The 15,883-nt window shown below is 50.5% G+C and carries 16 protein-coding genes and 2 pseudogenes; 8 read left to right on the top strand and 10 right to left on the bottom strand.

Translation table 11 applies throughout. The features are described from left to right. Positions 1 to 364 precede the first annotated feature (364 nt). Positions 365 to 908 (top strand): annotated as a pseudogene (locus AU14_RS17760) (DUF932 domain-containing protein); the annotation flags it as partial. A 385-nt stretch (positions 909 to 1,293) separates the two neighbouring features. Here AU14_RS17760 and AU14_RS17755 read toward each other — a convergent pair. From AU14_RS17755 to AU14_RS17725, 8 genes and pseudogenes are all read right to left on the bottom strand, one after another. Further along, positions 1,294 to 1,917, bottom strand: coding sequence for an SCO family protein (locus AU14_RS17755; protein ID WP_052472118.1), 624 nt, complete (start codon positions 1,915 to 1,917; stop codon positions 1,294 to 1,296). Further along, positions 1,914 to 2,754: pseudogene (locus tag AU14_RS17750) on the bottom strand (cytochrome c oxidase assembly protein). The gene AU14_RS17755 and the pseudogene AU14_RS17750 overlap by 4 nt, the downstream one beginning before the upstream one ends. Before the next feature lie 19 nt (positions 2,755 to 2,773). After that, on the bottom strand, positions 2,774 to 3,412 hold the full coding sequence (locus AU14_RS17745; protein WP_041343119.1) for a DsbA family protein: 639 nt from the start codon (positions 3,410 to 3,412) through the stop codon (positions 2,774 to 2,776). Between the two features lie 44 nt (positions 3,413 to 3,456). Further along, positions 3,457 to 3,972, bottom strand: coding sequence for a hypothetical protein (locus AU14_RS19955; RefSeq protein WP_201773495.1), 516 nt, complete (start codon positions 3,970 to 3,972; stop codon positions 3,457 to 3,459). A 41-nt stretch (positions 3,973 to 4,013) separates the two neighbouring features. After that, the gene (locus AU14_RS19950; RefSeq protein WP_236744653.1) at positions 4,014 to 4,457 is read right to left on the bottom strand and encodes a hypothetical protein; all 444 of its coding nucleotides are present in this window, start codon (positions 4,455 to 4,457) and stop codon (positions 4,014 to 4,016) included. A gap of 32 nt (positions 4,458 to 4,489) precedes the next feature. Next, positions 4,490 to 5,398: a cation diffusion facilitator family transporter gene (locus tag AU14_RS17735; RefSeq protein ID WP_008169406.1), complete on the bottom strand. Its 909-nt coding sequence runs from the start codon at positions 5,396 to 5,398 to the stop codon at positions 4,490 to 4,492. Between the two features lie 97 nt (positions 5,399 to 5,495). Continuing rightward, positions 5,496 to 6,011, bottom strand: coding sequence for a signal peptidase II (gene lspA, locus AU14_RS17730; RefSeq protein WP_011786687.1), 516 nt, complete (start codon positions 6,009 to 6,011; stop codon positions 5,496 to 5,498). Positions 6,012 to 6,015: 4 nt separating this feature from the next. Next, positions 6,016 to 6,912, bottom strand: coding sequence for a cation transporter (locus tag AU14_RS17725; RefSeq protein ID WP_041343110.1), 897 nt, complete (start codon positions 6,910 to 6,912; stop codon positions 6,016 to 6,018). Positions 6,913 to 7,585: 673 nt separating this feature from the next. Between AU14_RS17725 and AU14_RS17720 the strand changes: the two genes are divergently transcribed. The 4 genes from AU14_RS17720 to AU14_RS17710 all read left to right on the top strand — a co-directional run bounded on the left by AU14_RS17720 (position 7,586) and on the right by AU14_RS17710 (position 11,842). Beyond that, positions 7,586 to 8,575, top strand: a complete 990-nt coding sequence (locus AU14_RS17720; protein WP_236744202.1) for a porin — start codon at positions 7,586 to 7,588, stop codon at positions 8,573 to 8,575. A gap of 249 nt (positions 8,576 to 8,824) precedes the next feature. After that, complete coding sequence (locus tag AU14_RS22400; RefSeq protein WP_236744201.1) at positions 8,825 to 9,616, top strand: hypothetical protein; 792 nt, start codon at positions 8,825 to 8,827, stop codon at positions 9,614 to 9,616. Beyond that, complete coding sequence (locus AU14_RS22395; RefSeq protein WP_236744200.1) at positions 9,607 to 10,230, top strand: hypothetical protein; 624 nt, start codon at positions 9,607 to 9,609, stop codon at positions 10,228 to 10,230. The genes AU14_RS22400 and AU14_RS22395 overlap by 10 nt, the downstream gene beginning before the upstream one ends. A gap of 73 nt (positions 10,231 to 10,303) precedes the next feature. Continuing rightward, on the top strand, positions 10,304 to 11,842 hold the full coding sequence (locus AU14_RS17710; RefSeq protein WP_041343104.1) for a hypothetical protein: 1,539 nt from the start codon (positions 10,304 to 10,306) through the stop codon (positions 11,840 to 11,842). A gap of 29 nt (positions 11,843 to 11,871) precedes the next feature. On the opposite strand, the gene AU14_RS17705 is transcribed toward AU14_RS17710, so the two are convergent. Further along, a complete protein-coding gene (locus AU14_RS17705) occupies positions 11,872 to 13,185 on the bottom strand; it encodes an ATP-binding protein (protein ID WP_041343102.1) in 1,314 nt (437 codons plus the stop codon). A 185-nt stretch (positions 13,186 to 13,370) separates the two neighbouring features. Then, the gene (locus tag AU14_RS17700) at positions 13,371 to 13,667 is read right to left on the bottom strand and encodes a hypothetical protein (protein WP_041343099.1); all 297 of its coding nucleotides are present in this window, start codon (positions 13,665 to 13,667) and stop codon (positions 13,371 to 13,373) included. A 476-nt stretch (positions 13,668 to 14,143) separates the two neighbouring features. Between AU14_RS17700 and AU14_RS22390 the strand changes: the two genes are divergently transcribed. The 3 genes from AU14_RS22390 (at position 14,144) to AU14_RS22385 (ending at position 15,853) form a co-directional block, all read left to right on the top strand. Beyond that, positions 14,144 to 14,476: a porin gene (locus tag AU14_RS22390; RefSeq protein WP_330217999.1), complete on the top strand. Its 333-nt coding sequence runs from the start codon at positions 14,144 to 14,146 to the stop codon at positions 14,474 to 14,476. A 35-nt stretch (positions 14,477 to 14,511) separates the two neighbouring features. Further along, a complete protein-coding gene (locus AU14_RS17695; protein ID WP_236744198.1) occupies positions 14,512 to 15,255 on the top strand; it encodes a hypothetical protein in 744 nt (247 codons plus the stop codon). Between the two features lie 292 nt (positions 15,256 to 15,547). Continuing rightward, a complete protein-coding gene (locus AU14_RS22385) occupies positions 15,548 to 15,853 on the top strand; it encodes a hypothetical protein (RefSeq protein WP_236744197.1) in 306 nt (101 codons plus the stop codon). The last annotated feature ends 30 nt before the right edge of the window (positions 15,854 to 15,883 follow it).

Here is a 15,883-nt window from a genome sequence, read left to right as displayed (position 1 = left end):
CCTATATCACCTCTGTGAACCAGGGCACTGAAAGTGCCTTCCCTCCCAATTCACAGAGGTAATTTCCAATGTCTGAACAATGTCCCAACTGCCTGTCCTGGCGGTTCGGCAAGAACAACTACGGCAAGAAAACCGCTGGTGTGGTCGGCGCGTCTGCCGGTACCCAAGCGGGTGCCGCGCTTGGGATCGTTTCTGGTCCCGTGAGTGCGACCGTCGGCGGTATTGGCGGCGCTGTCATTGATGCGCTGTTGGGTGGAGCTACTGGCGCCTCCGCTGCCTCGATTGCGGCTATTACTTCAGTACCGATCCCGATTCTCGCAACGATCCTCATTAATTCCCCTCGCAAATCCAAAGGAGAACAACCATGGCTCATCTCATCGAGCAAATCCTCTCCGTTGGCCATGCCCCTGGCATGGTCTGGGGAATGAACTGACTTCCAATCACCACATGGAGGTATGGGCAAAACAAGCGGGCTTAGACTGGCAAATTCAGGAAAGCCCGGTCCGCGGCACTAGTTCCGGGGGCAGCCTGGGTGAAATCCTGTCTCACCCGGATTCCAAAGTGCTTTGCCGTTCGGATACCAAGGCTCAGCTGTCGGTCGTCGGTAGTCGCTTCAAGGTGGTTCAGCCCGAGGGGATTCTAGATTTCTTTCGGGATTTGACCGAGGTGTCTGGCTTTGAGCAGGAAACAGCCGGTGTACTGAAAGGTGGCCGTAGGATGTGGGCAATATGCGTACCGACCAATCGGGCATGCTCAAGGGCAACGATCAAACCAATGCCCACGTCCTTCTGGCGACTGCCTGCGATGGCACCTTGGCTACGACAGCTCAGTTCATCAGTATTCGCGTGGTGTGCAGCAACACTCTCGCAGTGGCGCTGAAAGGCTCCACGGCCAATGCCGTCAAGGTGAAGGAGGAGGGCGTTGATCAGGCTGCCCTAGGTGCAGCGGCTGCCAGGGGATTTGGGAATGCGCTGTTTAAGTATGATGAGGATGAGATGGGCCAGGTGGTTGAAGAGTTTTATCCGAACGAATCGTCCAAAGAAATGAATAGCAGTCCTATCAGCATGCCAACAATTCAGCGGGGCTTAAAGAACGGTAAGTTGAAAATAGGTTAGTTAAGGGTAATAAACCAGGCAGCCGAAATATCGGCTGCCACTAAGCGTGCGTCACATTTTTTCAACATTCAGCAAAGCAATGTATTTGGTAAGCGTCTGGCGATCACATCTTGAGTCAAGTGCTGCTGCCGTATTCCGCAGAAGCTAGGCATTCTTTCCAATGGCAAGCTTCGTTGACTCAGGAATCCTCCTGAATTAGAGCAACGAGGTCATGCCGAATTTCTTCCCTACTCAAATCGGGCCGCATTAAAAGGCGGGGGTTACCTTCGCGATCAAATACATAGATTGCGCTGCTGTGTGACACCGCATAATTTCCATCGGGGTCAGGTTCGTCATAACCGAAGGTTGTTCTATATCGTTTTGCCAGTTCACGAAGCTGGGGCTCTTTTCCAGTGAGTCCTATAATATTGTCGCCGAAGAAATCCACGTATTTTGCGAGGCGCTCCGGCGTGTCACGTTTCGGATCGACACTCACGAACAAAGTGAGCACTTCATCCTGAAGCTCGGGGTCCAGGCCACTGGTTGCTTGACTGAGTTTTTGCAGGGCGGTCGGGCAAACATCGGGGCACGAGGTGAACCCGAAAAACAGCATTCTCACGCGGCCACTGTAATCATCGCCAGACACCGACTCGCCCTGGCTATTGATCAGGTCGAATTCCAGCTCAGGCATCAGGCCACTGATGTTTTTACCGTTCCAGTCTTCCGCGTCATTGCCAAGACAACCAGTCAGTAATAGGGATGCTATCAGCGTTAAGGTCGCAGGTATGATTTTGGTGCGCTGTCGCCAGAAGCGAGTTCTCATGACGCTGTTTCCTCAAGTTGTTTGGATTGGTTGGTATATTTTCCGTCCTGATGCATGGCTCGTCGGAGCATCAGAAGAATGCCAAGGATGCTCATCATGGCCGGAGGGATATAGGTCAGCATGCCGCCCAGAAGCTGGTCGACTTCCGGGTCCAGCGGCCAGGCTCTGCCACAGACTTCGTAAACGTCATAGACCATGTCACGTGAAAACACGATCCACGCCCCAAGAAACATCTGAAGCACACCTGCGGCAGCTAGAACCAACATGCGTCTGCCATACCCCAGTGATGAGGTGATTGCCGGCGGTCTTGGGTCAAAGATCAACCACCAGAACAGCAGACCATCCAGCAACATGCTCCAGTTCATGACCCAGTACAGATCCCGGCTGAGCATGGCGTCGAAATGGATCGATGGCCACAGCCAGAAATAAATGAGCCCCACAAACAGGAAAAGGGCGATGAAGGGCTGTTGCAGAACCTGATAGAACCAACCCAGAGGCCGGAGCGTGCGCTTCCAGCCCGCTGATTTTTTCAAACCAGAACCGCATGACCGGCAAGGGATTGGAAAGCGCGATCAGGATAGGCCCGATGTGATGAAGGATCAGATGCTGGCCCCGATGGACGAAGAACATGTATTGCGCGTAGTAATCGAAGCGGGTCTGCATCACCGCATAACAGATCAGCACCCCCAGGGTGAAAGCAAAAATCCGCAGCGCGCCAGGCCGATCCTGATCCGGCATCCGAAGCAGACCGATGCCATAGAACCCCATCACGAGCATGTAGCTCAGCACGGTCAGCGGTGAGAAATCGTAGGGTAGAAGGTAGTCAAGCAGTGACATAGCGTTGCCGGTTTTGTTGTTATTCCAGTGACTCTACCTTGGATGTCACCAGGTCGTACAGTTCCTGAGGCCCCAGCCGGCTCAAGGAGTCTCCGTTGACGTAGAATGTTGGAGTTCCGGAAATTTTAACCGCTTTAACGTCTGCAGCATCCTGTTGAATAATGCCGTTTATTTCAGGCGAGGTCATACCGGCCCGAGCGGCTTCTACATCCAGCCCGGCTGATTCCGCCGCATCCCATGCTGCGGTGACATCCGGATCGTCATTCCACTGGGGCTGGGCTTGCATGACAGCGTCAAGCACCGGCTCGTAGATTCCCTGTTCGCGGGCGGTTTCCAGAATTCTGACGGCCTCTTCCGAGCCTTTGTGAAATAGCACGTAGCGCAATACCAAGCGCACTTTGTCTGGGTAGGCCGCCATAATCTGTTTCACATAAGGGTACATGGCGCGACAGCCTTCGCAGGATGGGTCGAAGAACTCGACAATGGTTACCTGTGCGTCCTCAGGGCCGATAACGGGAGAGTAATCTCGCACCAGCGGCGTTTTTTCAACAACGGTGGGTTCATTAGTGCCCTGAGAGCGATCGTAAATAACAAAAGCACCAGCAAAGACAACCAGACAAAAAAGAACAAGACTTACGACCAGGGTTCGGGTTCGCACGGGAGATCTTCCTATTTTTAGATGAGTTTACGGGGTTCAGATTTTCAGGTGTTCGGTAGCAGCCGACTAGGCACCCACCGCAGATAAAGCATCATTCCAAACAGTTCCACCAGGGACTGCACGACAATCACTACAACGGCCGCAGCCCACGCCTCTGGCATTGAAAGTGCCAAAGGTAAAACCACGAAGGAGTTGCGTGTTCCAAGGCTGAAGGTGACGGTGCGACCGGTTTCCACCGGTAATCGAAAGACCCAGCGCAGAGCCTTTCCAACCAGAGCCGCGGCTAGAAGATAGGTTGAGAACACAATCATCAAGGGCCAGATGAGTGGGCCGGTACTGGTGATCTGGCTGACCTGTGTCATTGTGATGATAAAAAGTACGACTGTAAGCAGAGGGACCGGAATCAGGCCCATGAAGCGAATAAACCCGGTGACTTTTCTGGAGTTTTCGGCCCGTTTTTCAGTCAGAAATGCCAGGATAAGCGGGACAATAATCAGCCCGCCAAAGGCCGGCAGGAGGTGCCGCCCAAGCTCAAGATTCACGTCGAACTGATTACCCATGAAAAGCCAGAGGTAAAGTGGAAGAAGACCCAGTTGAGCAATCAGCAGAACCGGTGTTGCCGCAATGGCTCGGGTGCTGTCCCCCTTGCTAGGTGAGTGAAGGTGACAAACCAGTCGGTACAGGGCATCAGCAATACCAGAAGCACTCCCAACTTCAGCGCGTCATTGTCCGGCAGCGCCAATATCAGCAAGGCAGTGATCGCCGGCATGACCAGAAAATTTCCGGTGAGCAAGGCACCCATGAACCGACGGTCCCGGAACATATCAGACAGGTGGGTCAACGGTGTTTGAGTAAATGTGGCGTAGAGCAGAACTCCGAGCAACCCCCAGATTAAGTAATCCGGCACACTGTCACCGAGGGACGATGTCCAATCCACAGACAGTCCGAAAACAACAGCGATGAGGTAGGCCCAGACCTGGTGGCGTTCAATTACGTCTCGCATGGCGTGCTCGTAACCGAGTGGAATGTCGGCCATTCGCAGCATATCTGCCACACGGTACCCTTTTCAGCAGCCTGCTAGCCATGGCCATAAGTATGGGCATCTTTGTGACTGTGATCAGGATGTTCAAACTCCAATGTTGAATGAGTGATGCCGAACTCGTTTTCCAAAGTTCGTTTTATCCCACCCTTGACTTTTTCAAGTTCATTCCAGGCACTTATTTCGACCACCACATGGGCGTCGAGGGAGGCATCATGCTCACCCATCTGCCAGAAATGTACGTGGTGAAGGTCTAAAACGCCTTCTACGTTTGATAAAGCCTCGATGACAGAATCTGTGTCGATATCCAATGGACTACCCAGCATGAGTGTCCGGATGGTTCCGCCGATTTCCGTTAGACCCAGGTAGAGAATATAGCTTGCGATACCAATTGTGATCGCGGGATCAACCCAACGCATGTCGTACAGGAGAATCAGGGCGCCGCCTACAACGACTGCAATTGACGCAAACGCATCAGACAAGTTGTGTAGAAACAGCGCACGGATGTTGACGCTGTCCTTTTGCATGGAGTAAGTAAGCAGCGCGGTCAAACCATCCACTACCAATGCGATAATGCCAAGCCAAACTACCCACCACCCCTTGATTTCCGGGGGATCTATGAATCGCATGCCACCTTCGTAGATCAAATATGCCCCGATCATTATCAAAGTGGTGTAATTTATGAGTGCCGCAACAACCTCAATTCTCCCGTAGCCAAAGGTCATCTTCGAGTCGGCCGGGCGGCGTGCAATCTTCCGCGCCGCAAATGCGATAAATAGTGACGCCATATCCGAAAAGTTGTGTATAGCGTCGGCTATCAGCGCCAAGCTGCCAGCGAAGATCCCTCCAGCGATCTGAGCCAAGGTTAGGATACCGTTCGCCCAGATAGCTACTGCAACTCTCTTATCCTTAGTATCCGGTGACATGTGAGCATGCTCGTGGCCCATTGTTTTCTCCTTGGTCGTTGCTGTTCAATTAAACGTAGTCGCAACACTCGCTAAGCCTGGCTCAGAGGGCTTAGCGAGTGTTGCGACCGCGCGAAAACTAGCCATTCTGGCGATTTTCCATGTTATTCCCGGCACCTTTCTCGGCTGTGAAGCCCGTGACCAAAATCATGGCCACGCTCAGGAGGATGAACACGTCGGCAAGGTTGAACGCCGGCCAATGCCAAGATTGCCAATGGAAATCCAGGTAATCGACAACGTAGCCTCGGAAAACTCGGTCGATGACATTTCCGAATGCACCGCCAAGTACCATCGCATAGGCCAGGGCTTCTGTTCGCTTATGGCTGTCCCGCATCAATTTGACCAGAACAGCCGAGACGACAACGGCTATCGCAATAAAAAAATATCGCTGCCAGCCCCCGCCATCGGCGAAGAGACTAAAGGCAGCGCCTTTATTCCATACGTGCACCCAATTAAAGAAAGGAGTGATCTCAACCGATTGCCCGTAAGCCATGGATTGCTGGACGAGCCATTTAATAAGCTGGTCGGCCAGCGCTACCAGTGTGGAAAAGCCGAGAAAGATAAACGTAGAAAAACTAGCACGGTGTTCAGACATCGAATTATCCTTTTAGTGCAAGGATGCGCTTGGCACCAATGAATACAATGCCTCCCACAACGCCGCCAATAACCAGATCCGGATAGTTTGAACCGGTCCAGGCAACAAGAAGCCCCGCAAGGATAACTCCCAGATTGATAACCACATCATTGGCCGAAAAGATCCAGCTGGCTTTCATGTGAGCACCGCCTTCACGGTGTTTTGCGATCAGAAGAAGGCAGCTGATGTTGGCAACGAGAGCAACAGAGGCGACGGTCATCATCATTGACGACTGGGGATCACTGCCGAACAGAAAACGCCTGCCAACCTCAACCAGTACACCGACGGCAAGGATAAGCTGGAGAATGCCAGCCACATGCGCAGCTCTGACCTGCATTTTGATGCCGTGCCCAACGGCGTAAAGAGCAAGACCGTAGACGGCAGCGTCGGCAAGCATGTCTAGCGAGTCTGCAATTAGGCCAGCAGACTGCGCGATCAGGCCCATCGTCATCTCGACCAGAAACATCAGGCCGTTGATTGCCAGCAGTATCCATAAAGTGCCGGATTCCTCAGTCTCGTTGGCATGAGACGATTCAGCCGCCCTGACGGACTCAGGGCTGGCGTCTTCTGTCTTCTGCAAGGAAGCGCCCAGACCCAGGGTTTCCAGTTTGCTGGTAATAGGTCTGACTTCGCCTTGATGGATAATTTCCAGCTTTCGATTCGATAGGTCGAATGAGAGTGACTGAATGTTGTCAAAACCCGTGAGCGCCACTCGAATCATTCGCTCTTCTGAGGGGCAATCCATTTTTGGCACGCTGTAGGTGCTGAGCTGGCTGTCTGTTTCGGCGGTGACGGGTCTCTGAAGCTCATTGTTTACGACTGAATCTTCGCTGCCACACTGTCCATCGCAGGGTTTGCTCATTTTCGCGGCTCCGGTTCTCACACAAATCCGTTATTTAAAACCCTGTAGTCACTACAGGGTCAACGTTAAGTTGTTAGTTTTTGACGACACTGGTGAACCCACCGCGATTCGACGACTTGCGGTATGACCCTGTAGTAACTAAAGAGTTGAACTGGAGCACATTAAAAGGAGTTTGAGCAACGATGAGGCAGGGCAACAAGACCGTACTAATCCTTGGTAGCTACGGAGCTGCAGGGGCGGCTATTGCAACACTCTTGGGCAACGGATCGACAGCGACATTGTCTTGGCAGGCCGGTCGCTGGAAAAAGGGCGTGAACGGGCGGAACAATTAGATCGCCCGGGGAATACCGGGCAGAGCTGGCATCAAATTAACAAGGTGGTGTCCGGTTTAGCGGGGCAGCTACAGGGAGCGAACAGAAGAGCTCAATGGATGACCTGAAGTCAGACGGAAATCGCCTCCGTGCCCACGACGCGATGTACGAAGACAGCCGCTTATATTCAAGTTCAATTCAGTGTCAAAGGATATAATAAAAGGTTTTTGTTTTAGGTTGTTGAAATACAAAGAAAAAATTTAAAAATGTAACAACTCTGCAATAAATGCAAAGCACCATCTACTCAGCATTTGAAAGACTTCAAGTGTCATTTTGAATCTATCTAATCTGAAGAGGTGCTCATGAAAAAGTGTCTATCAATGTTGGTGTTTGGTGGGGTTGCAGTAACTTCAATGAATGCACTAGCGGCGGAAGGTCCTATCCTGTACGGCAAAGCCAATGTTTCATATGAAAACCAGGACGACGGTAATAGCGATACCTGGAAGCTCCAGAGTAATGCGTCCCGTCTAGGGGTAAAAGGGGCGCTCAATACCGACCTCGAAGGCTTGGAGGCGATCTACAAGGCAGAATTTGAAATATCGATTGATGATGGAGATAAGGATGGCCAGACTTTCTCGCAGCGTAATATTTACGGTGGCTTCAAGCAGGCGAACCTTGGTGCACTGATTGCGGGAAAATTTGACACACCTTTAAAGTCAGCGCAGGGCAAGGTTGACCAGTTCAACGACCTACAGGCGGATATAAAAAATATCATGGCTGGTGAAAATCGGACCAGCAACATTGTTCAATACAGTTCTCCACGTCTGTTTGATGCTGTGGGCGTTAGTGTTGCCGTCATCCCGGGTGAAGAGCAGTCAGCTGGGGCAGAGAACGACGGACCTGCGGATGCAGTTTCCAGCTCTTTTACGTTTGAGAACGACCATTTCTACGGCAGTATTGCCTACGATTCTGATATCGAAGATTCACTGGAAGCCGATTCAAGTGGCGATAGTCGTCTCAATATCCTGCGAACCGTAGGGAAGGTCCGATTAAACAACTTCGAGATCGGCGCAGTTTACCAGTTGGCAGAAGAAAGCGATGGCCCTGGAGAAGATACGTCTTATCTGGTTGGCGGTGCCGTTAACCTTGAGCGTTGGAAGATCAAGGCGCAGTACGGACTGACAGAAGCCGAGACAACAAACGAGGAGCTAACCCTGCTGGCCTTGGGGCTCGATTATAAACTGGCTAGCAAGAGTAAGGTTTATGCTTACGTGTCTCAGGTGGAGGCGGACTTGGCTGACTCTGAGGACTCCACATTTGGTGTGGGCTTCGAGCATAAGTTTTCCATGTAGGGTCGAGCGTGATCGCTGAATACAGGGAGACCGACGTATCTGAAATCTTTTCCGGATTTCAAGTTCATTTAAGGTTCGTGTGAGAGCCTACTTGCGAGTTAACTAAGGTTATTTAATGGCGGGAATGCTTCATTCCCGCCTTTTTTTTTGACCTTTAGTCCGTTGTTCTAGCTGGTTTTTAGATTTACGCCACGATCCGTACGAATCGGATATCACAAACAATCAAGAAAGAAACTGGAGGGGATTACATTGAAACGCAACATTCTGGCCACTGCGATTGCAGGGATGACAACACTGTCGGGAAGTTGGGCCGCGACGGCAGCGGAGATTGAATTTCACGGTGATATGGATAACCGCTTTCAGGCTTACACCAATCAAAGAGACTGGTTTTCTGGTGGTAACTCAGGTGGCGGTACGCTGAAAGATGACGAGCCGACCGAGAGCTTCGGCGAGGTCAAATATCGCTTCTGGGCGAAGGCAACTTCCGACGACAAGAAAGTTACCGGTGTATTCGCGACGGAGATTGGTGGCATCCGCTACGGTGAGGGGTCGGGTGGCGACTATTCCGGTGATGGTGTGAACATCGAAACACGGTGGGCTTATGTGGATTTCTTGGTGCCCAACACGCTAGACCAGCGCGTCTCGCTGGGCTTGCAGCCAGTGTCAGTGAACCGACATGTCTGGACTGAAACCGCCACAGCCGCTGTTTGGAAAGGCTCACTGGGCTCTGGATTTGACTATCAGTTGTTATGGGGGCGAGGTGACTCTTCCAATGAGAGCGGCGTCGACTCAGAACAGGACGAAGGCTGGGATGGCGCGGACAACTTCGCGATCAACCTGAACAAGCGTTACTCACCGAACCTGAGCGCGGGCCTATTCTATCTCTATCAGATGAATGATCAAATTGCTGAGGGAGTAGGTACGGTAAATAGCAGGGAGTATGAACTGAAGAGTATCGCTGATAACTCCAAATATTCCGTTTCCAGCTTCGGGGTGGAGATGGATTATGGTCAGGAGACGTCGCTAGGCGCATGTTCGTGAAGGGTACGGTGATTGGCCAAAGCGGAACAATAGAAGGTGTAAATTTCGTCCCATTGAATGGTGCTACGAATCCCAATACGAACTATGACCTTTCGACCTTTCTGGGACGCGGCGAGCTCGGGCTGCAATTTGGACCAAACCAACTGACGTACACCGTGCTCTACGCATCGGGCGATGGCAATGAGCAAGACGGGGACTTCGACGCCTTCATCGCCACGGATGTCGACTTCAGCGACAGTATGATTTTTCAGGAAAACATGACGAGCGATGACTACTTCGCCGAAACGCCCTATATCCTCGACAAAGGGTATTTCATGAACAAGCTACAGCTCGATCATAAAGTAGCGGCCAATATTACGGTCAGCGGAATGATTGTCTACAACCGCTTGGCTGAGGACATTGCACTTGCCGATGGATCGTCCTCAAAAGATCTCGGACTGGAATTTGGCTCCAAGGTCTCGTATTTCCCATACCCTTCGCTTGAGCTGTCGGCAGAAGCTGCATACCTGGCATCAGGCGATGCCATGGATGCGCTGGAGGAAACTGCCTTACAGGACGGCAAAAGCGATCAGGACATTGTTCATGTTGCCGGTCGGGTAAGGTACAAGTTCTAACAAGAACGGGGTGGTGGGAGCGCCACCCCGCTTTTGTTATACGAAATGAATCCGCATTAAGTGACTTTTTCCTATGATGACTCGTTCTGCAGTATTTGTGTTCCTGATGCTACTACTAGCTGGTGCGGTACAGGCGGTTGAGCGTGAGCATCCAGCAAAGGCAAAGGTCACTCAGGTAGATCGTGATCAAAAAGTGCTTTCCCTCACAGTTGACGATGCCACTGTTGAGGTGGGTGATTTATTTGTTGTGTTGCGGGAGCCTGATAATGCAGGCATCCCGGAACAAAATCCTTCAGTCATCGGTATCGAGAGTATCGGAAAGGATCAAGCAGTAGGGAAAGTGCTGTTTGGAACGATGCCCTCCGTTGGCGCTGTAGCGAAACGCTTTTACGGTATCCCGGCGGTGTTTACTGACAGAGCCGGCGACCCCAGGGCGGTAAAGCCGGCGTTGAAAGCCCGATTTCCTGATCTTTTGTGGCGGGACGAGCCAGAGGCGTCAAACGATGTGCCATTGGTGCGCTTTCAAGTTACCGGGAGAGGTCAAGCCGTTGCGACCTACAATAACACCTGGTTGGTCGGCATCGTACAGACCGATGATGAAGAACGTCGGGTAGGTTCAGTTGAGGAGGAGGTTTTAGCGTCTCCATTTGCCAGACTGCCCATCAACGCAAAGTCGTTGTCCGCGTTTCGTTCTGGCAGCGATTACTATTTTGCGGCGGAGCATGGAAACAAACTCAGCTTTTTCCGTGTTGATTCCAGTGGGGCTGTTCAGAGCCTGGCGTCCATTGAGGTGCCCCGTCGGGAGAAAGTCATCCGAATGGACTGGTACGTTTCAGAGAACTCATACTACCTCATTTTAAATCAGTGGAATGGCCGTCGCGTTTCAAGTTCTTTGATCCAGTTGGCCGAGGGGGAGGCCGAAGCCATCGGTTTCATTCCCTTAATATTGGGATTGCAGGATTTGGATGCTGACGGTCGCCGGGAAACTATTATCGGGCAGTCTTTCTACTCAGAGCAGGGGTTTGGTTCAGAGATTTATGAGATATTAATATCGCCGAGCGGGCCTGATCTCGATAAGGTCGATCATGAAAAGTTGAGCCGATACACGCCAGTGTTTCGGGTAATTGGTGCCGTTGTTCAGAACAAACCGGGACCTTTGACTATGGTGACCGTCTCCCAAGGGAAGGTTTCATTTTTCCCTGCTGGCACTGAGGGCCCACATCTGGACTATGAGATTGGAAACCGGGTTGCGGGTACGAGTATGACTTACGACGTGTCGCCTGAGCTGGTGTTTAGTCCGAGGCAAACACTATTTTTGCCGAACCTGCTAGTACGCTCCGGTGAGGACGCAGTTAATATCGGGATTCCACAGGAATCCAGGGCAGCCGAAGATAGGATAGGTGTTTATGATACGCGAGTTGATTGGTTGACGCTGAGATCCGGAAAATCTCCCGAAACGCAGTCAACAAGTTTTCTAACGTCGGCTCCGGTGTCCCCCGTATCAGGCAATACAGGATTATTCTTTATGTCGCCTGATGAAAACTCAGTCCAAAGCGACAGTTTTGACGTTGAGACGTTGGTGTATCGCGCTGCTATGCCTGCTGGTCGCTGACTAAAGCTGGATAAGTTGCCCTTGTAGTCTCAAATGCTTCTGGAAAGCTCGATTAGAACCCGAAGACCACCTTTGGGTGATATAGAAAAATGCATGGCGCCACCGTAGTCATTGATGATTTCCTCAACGATTGATAGGCCAAGGCCATAGCCAGGGGTTTTTTCGTCCAGTCTTTTCTGGCGCCTGGTAAGATCGGCAAGTTGGTGTGAAGCCACTCCTGGGCCGTCATCTTCAACAAGAATAGTCAAAGTGTCATCGTGAAGTTTCAAGTGTAGATGAGCTTCCTGAGAGCACCATTTGCTAGCATTATCAAGCACATTGCCCAAGATCTCATTAAAATCACGCTCATCAATTGGCCAGACAAGCTCTCTGGGTAATGTTTCTTGAAGATGGATCTGTTTGTAAGGATAGATTCGACTGACTACGTCCACCAGTGCCAGAGTTCTCTCAATGATTGGTGTCGCCTTTCCAATGTACTGACCGGACATTTCGGTTTTTCTCATTTGAGTGTCGATCAGCTCGTGCATTTCAGACAGTTGAGACTTAATTTGACTCGCGATTGTGGTGGGAATGGCTTCGTCATTGATCATGGAGTTTATGACGGCAAGGGGGGTTTTTAAGCTATGAGAAATATCTGCGGCTAGGTGGCGTGAACGGGTAAGTTTTTTGTCGTACGACTCTAATAGACGATTAAGATGTTTGACAAGTTCATTGAATTCTTCAGGTACGTTCTCATCCAGTCTATTACGCTCACCCTTTTTAAGCGACGTTAATTGGGAACTCATCATTTTTAAGGGTTTTAGTGCGATAGTTACCCCAATAAATATGATCATTGATATCGTAACGAGAATTGCAAAAGATATTATCCATATAAGAACGTGAATTTTGTCAAGCGTGTTTGGGGAGTAGGAGCTTTTTTCAATTATAGTAACGCTTAGTTTATCTTGTCTGTTATTAAATATTTTGTAATAGCCAAGGATTGAGCGATCATCATCCGATATGTGAAAAATTCCAGGATTTCTGAACGATTCTACCACCTGTAATTTCGGTTTAATGTTCTCGCTTGTAAAACTCCGACCCTGACTGTCTTCGATGTGAACAGAATATTGAGACAAAGAAAAATTTCTGAGAGAATGTTTTGTAATTTCTTTTTTATCACTTGTTAGTATCTTTGAGAGCTGGTTAGCTGCAGCCTGTAGCTGCTGTCTGTGAAGCTCGTCATGGATATAGTCGATTAAAAGGGTGTGTGAGAAGAATATTAGTCCGGTACACGCGAAACCCGTTAGTGTCAGGAAAGTAAGCAGTTTCCGTTTTATTGAAGGACGTTGTTTCTTTCTGGGCATGTTGTCTGCCAAGCAGGTGGTTAGAAGTTGTTATCGATTAAATCTAGGTTTAAAAAAGCCGCACTACAAAAGTAGTGCGGCAAGACGGAATGGTGGAGACCATTCACGATGCAACTGGTTTAAAAATGTCATGTATCGACAAGTTTCTATTATTCAATCGAAAAAGCTATTAGTGCGACATTTTTCTAATGAATGAGCTTATCTTTTGAAGATTGGTCTGATTCAGATAGATTGATGTCTCCCGATTTGATCATCTCGTGATAGATATCGTCCTTATTCGATAATATCAATTTTCGGCGTGCCTCCATGCCCACTTCAGATGAGGCTGCCTGTGTCATTACCCTATGCTGTCTCTTCATGTCCTGAACGCTGCTTTCGGAGAGCATGTTTTGTTTCAGCTTATCATCATTGGCCTCAGAGGCATGGAGACTTCCTGCTGCCAAGGTTAATGCTAGAGATGTGAGCAAGAGATGTTTTCTCATAGAGTCACCTTTGAGTTGAATGATCTGCACCCTGATGGAAACAGATGAACTTTAACTAAGCTTGAAAAAATAAAATTAGACGATGAAAAGAGAGCACGGCTAGAAAAGCGGGTGCGACGGGGTCGTTGATACAAAGGTGTTAAGGAGGCGTTTTTTCAATTTCGTTTCAAGTTCATCTGCTATCAATGGCAAGTCGTTGTTCTGGCGAAAAGAGCGAGAACAATGAACCACTTACCGGTAGTGGCCGACAACTGAAGCGCGTTAGCTGTCGGTTTGTTCAGGGCCACGTACCGGTCAGATGACATACAACAAAGGCTCACGGAGACTGATTCACAATGCAAACTAATAAACTCAGGTTAGCGATGAGAGCAACACTAGCGCTTGCGGTTACGGGTCTGATGGCCCCGTCTGTTCATGCGTAATCTGCAACTGAACTTCAGACACAGATTAATGATTTGCAGCGCCAATTGGATGACATGGCGGAAAGTAAGGGGTCGGAAGGTTGGATGGTGCCTGGCACCAACACCACTGTAACAATCGGTGGTTATGTCAAGCTGGATATGATCTATGATTTTGATCAGGACATGGGTGACAGCCTGTTCGTAGCAGGCCTTGACACTGCTAATAGCGAGAGCGACCCTTCATTCCGAGCCCATGCTCGACAATCACGGGTTCGCATTAAGACAACCACGCCAACCGAAGTGGGCGATGTCAAAACGACCGTTGAAGGTGACTTCTACGGTGGTGGCGGTAATGAAATTTTCTCCAACTCCAGAGGCTGCGTCTTCGTCACGCTTATGGCGAGCTGAACGGCCTGCTCGCCGGTCAAACCTGAAATAACTTCATGCAATTTACCGCCTATCCGTCCACCGTTGATTTCGACGGCCCAGTAGGTGTTTCTTTTATTCGTCAGGCACAATTGCGCTACACCATGCCTCTTGGCGGCGGTGCTAATATTTCGGTGTCCGCTGAGAATCCGGAAACAACGGGTTTTGACGGCTCTCGCGATAATGCGCCGGATCTGACTGCCAAGTACAAGTGGGCCGGCAGTTCTGGTGGCATTGAAGTTGCCGGTCTGGCACGTTCGCTTCAGACTGACTCTGCAGCTGCTACGGGCGACGATAACGCCTTTGGTTATGGCGTTTTGATTGCTGGTCGGCTAAACCTGACCGACGCCACCACGCTCATGGCAGGGGCGATCTTTGGTGACGGCGTGGGTCGTTACATCTACAGTTCCTTCAGTAATAATGACAGCAGCACTAGCCGCACTGGTATTGGCGAGGCATACATCGACGCCAACGGCGATCTTGAAACCATTGAGGCATACGGTGCCAACGTTGCTATCAGTCAGCAGTGGACGCCGAAGTTCTCCTCTGGTCTGTCCTATGGGCGCGTAGAGGGCGATCAGCCAGCAGATCTGTTCCCGAACTCCTTTGAAACTCTGCAAAGCGTTCACTTCAGCAACTTCTACAAAGTTGCTGACCCGGTAACGCTGGGATTGGAGCTTTCCTTCGCAGACAAAGAGCTGGCCAACGGCGAATCTGCTGATAACACTCGCCTGCAACTGGCTGCGCAGTTCGATTTTTAATCGTTCATAGTGTTGCTTCACATAATTGGACCCAACGACGGGCTGAAATAGGCCCGTCGTTTTTTTCATCTGTGCTCCCTCCCATGCGCTGGATGATGCCCTCCTCTTTTGTCCCTTTCTTTCACCACTTTTTGACGTATACCCCGCCATAGTTTCGTTGAACTCCGTACGAGTTTAGGTTTGATGACGCCGAATTCAGACTGATTTAAAGGTCTGTCTGTAGGGTCGTCCTGGCATTTACGGCGAAAACGCTGATTCATGTATCTCAGTCAAATAGCCAGGATGATATTGAATGAACAAACGACTGTTGTTGTGGGTGCTGATAGTACCCGGAATCTTGAACGTCATGCCTTCGGCGGCGGCCACGGCCGGGGAGAGCGTTTCACTCAAGGAGTACCAACGAGCCAAGGCCAGCCAGGCTGTCTCCTTGAGAGAGGCAATGGTAATGGCATTTGAGAATAGCCCGGTGTTGGCTTTGAGGCGGGCTGCAGTGTCCATGCAAGAAGCTGAGCTCGATCATGCCAGCCGCTGGGCGCCCAGCAACCCGGAGCTTGAGCTGAGTGGCGTGATAATCCAGATCAGGCGGATCAGTCACTGAATTACGAGGTTCGGGTTACTCAGGAAGTCT

This window comes from Marinobacter similis (assembly GCF_000830985.1).
Classification (GTDB): domain Bacteria; phylum Pseudomonadota; class Gammaproteobacteria; order Pseudomonadales; family Oleiphilaceae; genus Marinobacter; species Marinobacter similis.
Note: the sequence above shows the minus strand (reverse complement) of the source record. Positions and strands in the feature narration are given on the sequence as shown.